The 6070-nt window shown below is 64.7% G+C and carries 4 protein-coding genes; 2 read left to right on the top strand and 2 right to left on the bottom strand.

Features of this window, described 5'->3' with window-relative positions:
* Positions 1-1656 (top strand): hypothetical protein (locus AAGI46_15040; protein ID MEM1013523.1); only part of this gene is annotated, 1656 nt, incomplete at its 5' end.
* Here AAGI46_15040 and AAGI46_15035 read toward each other — a convergent pair.
* Positions 1644-3506, bottom strand: a complete 1863-nt coding sequence (locus AAGI46_15035) for a hypothetical protein (protein ID MEM1013522.1) — start codon at positions 3504-3506, stop codon at positions 1644-1646. The genes AAGI46_15040 and AAGI46_15035 overlap by 13 nt on opposite strands.
* Before the next feature lie 41 nt (positions 3507-3547).
* On the bottom strand, positions 3548-5086 hold the full coding sequence (locus AAGI46_15030; protein ID MEM1013521.1) for an excinuclease ABC subunit UvrC: 1539 nt from the start codon (positions 5084-5086) through the stop codon (positions 3548-3550).
* Positions 5087-5425: 339 nt separating this feature from the next.
* Between AAGI46_15030 and AAGI46_15025 the strand changes: the two genes are divergently transcribed.
* On the top strand, positions 5426-6070 hold a 645-nt coding region (locus AAGI46_15025; protein ID MEM1013520.1), incomplete at its 3' end, for a 1-(5-phosphoribosyl)-5-[(5-phosphoribosylamino)methylideneamino] imidazole-4-carboxamide isomerase.

Here is a 6070-nt window from a genome sequence, read left to right as displayed (position 1 = left end):
CGCAAGCACGGCACGCAGCCAGTGCCGAAGGTCCACCCGCTCATGGACGACATCCTGGACGAGACCTACGGCATCATGGTCTACCAGGAGCAGGTCATGCGGATCTTCAACCGCCTCGGCGGGATTCCGCTGCGGGCCGCCTACGGGCTGATCAAGGCAATCAGTAAGAAGAAGTCTTCGGTCATTGCCAAGTTCCGACCCAAGTTCATCGAAGGTGCCCACGAGCGCGGGCTCGAAGAACACAAGGCCAAGGAAGTCTTCGAGCTCATCCTCAAGTTCGGCGGCTACGGCTTCAATAAATCGCACTCCACTCGCTACGCCATCGTCGCGTACCAGACCGCGTACATGAAGACGTACCACCCGGTCGAGTACATGGCGGCCCTGCTGACGTTCGAGGCGGGCAACGCGGACAAGATGGTCGAGTACCTCGACGAGTGCGGCCGCGTGATGCTCCCGGCCGGCGATCGCGGTGTGAAGGTGCTGCCGCCCGACGTCAACACGAGCGGTCACGACTTCACGCCGGTCTACGACAAGAAGAAACCGCCGACGGTGCGCTTCGGCATGGGCGCGGTCCGCGGTGTCGGCAGCAAGGCGGTCGAGGCGATCGTGACCGAGCGCGACGAGGCCGGTGCGTTCGAGAGCCTGTTCGACTTCTGCGAGCGCGTCGACACCCGGGCGGCGGGCAAGTCGACGCTGGACGCGCTGATTCGTTGCGGCGCGTTCGCTTCGCTGCACAAGAAGCGGGCACCACTCGTGCACGCGTTGGACCGTGCGTTCGAGATGGGCCAGCAGGCCCAGGAAGACAAGCGGGCCGGGCAGGCGGCGCTGTTCGGTGCGCCCGAACCGACATCGACCTCCTCGGCCGAGTCGGAATCGCTGCCGAAGGTGAAGGAGTTCGACCCGAGCGAGTTGCTGCAGTTCGAGAAGGAACTGCTCGGTTTCTACCTGAGTGATCACCCGCTGGCCGAGCATCAGGCGGCCATCGATCGTTACGCGACGGCTACCACCAAGAGCACGATGGACCTGGGCGAAGGCACCGAAGTGCTCATCGGCTGCATGATCTCGTCGGTCCGCACCCGCGTCGCCAAGAGCGGCAAGAGCGCTGGCCGGAAGTGGGCGATCGTGGAGCTCGAAGACGTCGAGGGGAAGATCGAAGGCATCTGCTTCGCCGACACGTTCGAGGCGATCAACGAGCAACAGCCCGGCCTGCTCAAGGCGGACTCGATCGTCTTCGTCCGCGGCAACGTCGACCGCAAACGCGAAACGCCCTGCCTGCTCTTGCACGAAGTCCTCAGCGTTAGCGACGCCGCCGCCAAGCTCACGACCGCCATCCGGCTCGACATCGACCCGCATCGCCACACGCCCGAGACGATCACGCAGCTCAAGCCGATTCTCGAACAACACCGCGGCGGCTGCGACGTCTACGCCCGCATCGCCAGCGACAAGCTCGGCGGCGAGACCAAAACCCTCGTCCTCCGCTTCGCCCGCGACCTCCGCGTCTGCCCCGACGCCAACATGATCGGCGACGTCGAACGCCTCCTCGGCCCCGGCAGCGTGACGCTTGCGGGTCAAGGGACGCGGCGACAGAAGGCATCGGCCCGGAGTGAGGTCGGCATGTCAAACGGCGAGCTGTCGCCCGACGATCACCTCGCCTGACGCCGGGCCGCCATCTCGTCGGCATACGCCCGTTCGAAGCGTTCGACGAACTCGTCAGGACGCAGCCTCGCAACGTCCTCCGCCGGCTCCGCGTCGAGTGCAGCGACCAGCTCTGCAGCGTCGGCGTCCTTCAGCCGAATCTTCCGGAACATCGGCAACTCCGCCTCCGCGGCGGGCATGGTCGGGGCGTTTGTGACGGTGAGCATCGACCCGTCCTCGTGCCAGCGGACGATGTCTGCCCAGTGGTTGCCAGCGTGCTCATAGACGGCGGCGAAGGCGTTTCGCTTTCGATCCATCAACGCGAGGACGAGGAAGCTGCCCGCTGCAAGCTCGCCGTCGTAGACGCCGACGCGCGTCTTGAATCCGGCCGCGCGCAGCGATCCCGCCAGCCGGTCCCGCGCGGCCGGGTCGGCCCATCGGTAGCCCTTGCGTTCTGTAAGCTCGATCCGCTGGCCGGCCAAGACTTCGGCCATGACCTGCTCGTCTGCCTCGAACTTTTCGCGAACGCTCTGAAGAAGCTGCTCTCGCTCTCGCCTCGCGGCTCTAGCGGATTCCATCCATTCGTTCGGACGAATGCCGTTCTCAGCAGCTTCGAGCAAAGCGATCGGCTGAGCCTGGTCGCGCTCCATTCGAGCGACGTCTTCATCGCCAAGCCATTCGCTTGACCTTGCTCCATCGGCCGCCTGAATCAGCATCTCACGTGGCGTTTGTCCGTTCTCATTAGCGATTCGTGGGTCCGCGCCGTGTTGGAGAAGCAGTCGAAGAATCGGCACGTTCAAGGATGAAGCGGTGGTGTGGAGGGCTGTTCCACGCTGCTTCATCGGACCTTGCAAGGCACTGCGGTTCACGTTTGCCCCACAGCGGATGAGCTGTTCAGCCGCTCGGACGAGCTTCTCAGCTTTGAAAGGAGCGCTATCACCAATTGCGCAAAGTGGGTTGGCTGATTCGGTCCCGTCGGGGTTCGCTTGCGCATCCAAAAGAGCATCGATCACTGCCGACGCGCGTTTGTCACCATCAACATCGCGTTGTAGTTGCAGCATCCAGATTGCGTGGGAAAGCGGGTTGCTTTGGCCACCGGGCAAAGCGTCGGGATCGGCACCCGCCGCGAGGACCTCTTCGACCGCGTGTGGATCGACGCGCTTGATGGCGTCGAACAATTGCTTCGCAAGCAACGCCGACTCGCCCTTCTTGATTCTGCCCGGCGTAGCCGGCAGCATCGCCGCCCACGCGATGTGCTCTTTGCTTAGCGTGTCCGTCGGGAAGGCGTCGGGCCGGAGCTTCGCGTCGTCTTCAGCGGCGAAGAGCAGTGGCACGTACGCGTCGAACTCGCGGAGCAGCGCCTGGATCGCGTCGTTCTCGTTCGCGTGACTTCGCCACCAGTCCTTGTCGTGGCGGTCGCTGTTGAAGCGCGTGGGCATTTCAATCTCATCGGGATCGCGTGCGTGATACTCCTCGCCACAGGACTCGAAGTGGATGAGCTCTTCGCCCTTCCCGTGAAGCGAGAAGAAGCTTGCCGAAGCCGTGTCGTTGTGCCCGACGTGGATCACCGGGTGGTCGAGACGGGTGGAGAGCCACTGCCCGAACCCGTAGCCGCCGATGCCCTCGGCCCAGCTTGGAGCCGCAAGCGCCCATCGATGTCCCTTGAGCTTGATGAGCAGCACGAACTTGGCCGCCGGGTAGTCGAGCTCACCGGACAGCAACGCTTTGAGATTCGCACGCTCGGCACCCTTCGGTGGCTTCTCTCCAAGATCGACCGCGGCGGCTGTCCAGTCGTTGTAGCCCCAGACTCGAACAGTGCCGAGTCGGTTTGCAAACGGTGCCTTCTCGATCGGGTCGCGCTCGTCGGCCATGGTAAGAGCGTCTCGCCAAGTGACGCTCGCCGCAAGGCGGTTCAGTCGCGACCTGCTGCCGTCGACTCCAGCTCTTGCTGAAGACGATCGAGGTCGGACTGAACCTTCTCGACGGGGTCGAGCTGCTTGAGCGCCGCCAGCTTCTTTCGCGGCTTGGGTGGGCGTTTGCCTTGGCGGACGTCTTCTTCGAGTTGGGCCTTGCGGCGCAGGATGTGGTGGTAGTGCTGGGCGAAGCGGTGGGCCTCGTCGCGGGCGTACTGGAGCATCTTCAGGCCCAGGTGGTTGCGACTTAGACGCGCCGGTTCCTTCTGATCGGGCGTGTGGATCAGCTCTTCCTGCTTGCTGATGCTCACGACCATCGGCGGCTTGAGTTCGGCCTGTTGGAAGACGTCCATCACGCCGTTGAGCTGGCCGACGCCGCCGTCGATGACGATGAGGTCTGGGTAGAGCTCGCTGCCGCTGGCGGCCTCGCGGTAGCGACGGCTGATGACTTCCTGCAGGCTCAAAAAGTCATTGTTGCCCTGCTGGTGGCGGATTCTATAGCGGCGATACCCGTCTTTGAACGGCTGGCCGTCGATGAAGGCGACCTTGCTGCCGACCATCTCTCCGCCTTGCAGGTGGGCGATGTCGAAGCACTCGACGACGCGCGGGGCCGCGTCCATGTTGAGGGCCTTCTGAAGCTCGTCGACGGCTTTGGCCGGGTCGCTGACGAAGCTGGTGTGGAACGACTCAGGCTGCCAGAACTCGGCCGTGCCCTTGCCGGCACGTTTGCCCAGCGCCTGCAGCGCCTTGAGCTCGTCGCGCAGCTTTGCGGCTTCCTCGAACCGCATGTCGCTGCTGGCCTGCTCCATCTGCTTCCGCAGGTCTTTCGTCAGCTTCACGCGATCGCCGTCGAGCACGCGGAGCAGTCGCCGCACGTCGCCGCGATACTCGTCCTGCGAGACTCGATCGGCACACGGCGCGGTGCACTGCTTGATCGCGTGCAGCAGGCACGGCCGGAAAAACCGTCGCTTCTCGTCGTCGGGCTGAATGTTGAGCTCGCACGTGCGGAACTTGAACGCTTTCTGCAGCAGGCTGATCGCGTCCTTGAGCGCCCAGACGCTCGTGAACGGGCCGTAGACCTTGGCTTTCTTGTATTGGCTCGGCTCGCGTGTGACGTAGACGCCGGGATAGGCGTCGCCCATCGCGACGACGAGATACGGGAAAGTCTTGTCGTCGAGCAGCCGAGCGTTGAACTTCGGCTGGATGTCCTTGATGAGCCGGTTCTCGACGAGCAGTGCCTCGACCTCGCTGTCGGCACCGAGCGTCTCGAAGTCGACCACCTCGTCGAGCAGGCCGGCCTTTTTGGCGTCGAGCTTGGTCGACGGCTGGAAGTAGCTGCTGACGCGGTCGCGCATCGACGCCGACTTGCCGACATAGATGACGCGGCCTCGGGCGTCCTTCATGAGGTAGACGCCGGGGTCTTTCGTCAGGCGCTTGGCCTTCTCGTTGAGTCGCTGGAGCCGTTCCCGCCGCGACTCGTTCGGCGGGATGACGGCTTCGAGTGCCGGGTCGGAGTTGGTCGCGTCCTTTGCGTCCATGGCGGATTCTTTACGACAGAGCGGCCGCCGGGGGTCGATTGGACACGGCGGCTGCGGAATCGTACGTCGGTTGGTGACTTATGATCATCACGCCACTCCACCCAGCCTCTGCCGCTCAGGCACTTCGACGAGTCCGACGCCGCGAAGCGGACGGGCTCGATTCGTCTGCCGATCCGCGTGCGTCGACGCAGGACGAGGTGCAGGTCTCGCACGAGGCCACGCATCCGTCGTGTTCGGAGATCGTCTTGCACAGCGAGGTTGATCCGCGTGTCGCACTGGCATCGGCGTTTCTGAAGGTGCACCGCCGCGTGCTGACCCGACGGCCGACTACGGTCGCCCGTGCCTGAATCGCGTCGCGGCCGACTGACGATCTACCCGAGCATCGACCTGCGTGGCGGCGAAGTCGTTCGCCTGGCGCAGGGGGATTTTGAAAGGCAGACGACGTACGACCGCGACCCGGCTCTGCTGGTTCGGCAGTGGGCCAACCTCGGGGCCGAGCGACTACACGTGGTCGACCTGGACGGTGCCAAGGCCGGAGCGGTACAGCAGGCCGAAGCGATCGAAGCGATCGTGCGGGCCGAGCCTCGGCTGAAGGTCCAGGCCGGCGGCGGTGTGCGGGAGATCGACGACGTGCGACGCCTGTTGGACGCAGGCTGTGATCGCGTCGTCGTCGGGACGCGCGGCGTTCGCGATCGCGCGTGGTTGGAGTCGATCCTCAGTGACGACGACATCGCCGGGCGGGTGGTTCTGGCCGTCGATGCCAAAGGCGGCCGCGTGGCGGTGGGCGGTTGGCAGGAGACGACGGACGTGGCGGTGCTCGACCTGGCCGCGGACGTGTCAGCCTTGCCGCTGGCGGCGCTGCTGTACACCGATGTCGCCCGCGACGGCATGATGACCGGGACGGATGCCGACGGCACGCAACAGCTTGCCTGCGCGACCGAGTTGCCCGTGCTTGCCAGTGGAGGCGTCGGGAAGATCGACGAT

This window comes from Planctomycetota bacterium (assembly GCA_038746835.1).
In the GTDB taxonomy this organism is placed as follows: domain Bacteria; phylum Planctomycetota; class Phycisphaerae; order Tepidisphaerales; family Tepidisphaeraceae; genus JBCDKH01.
This window is presented reverse-complemented; position numbering and strand designations above follow the sequence as displayed.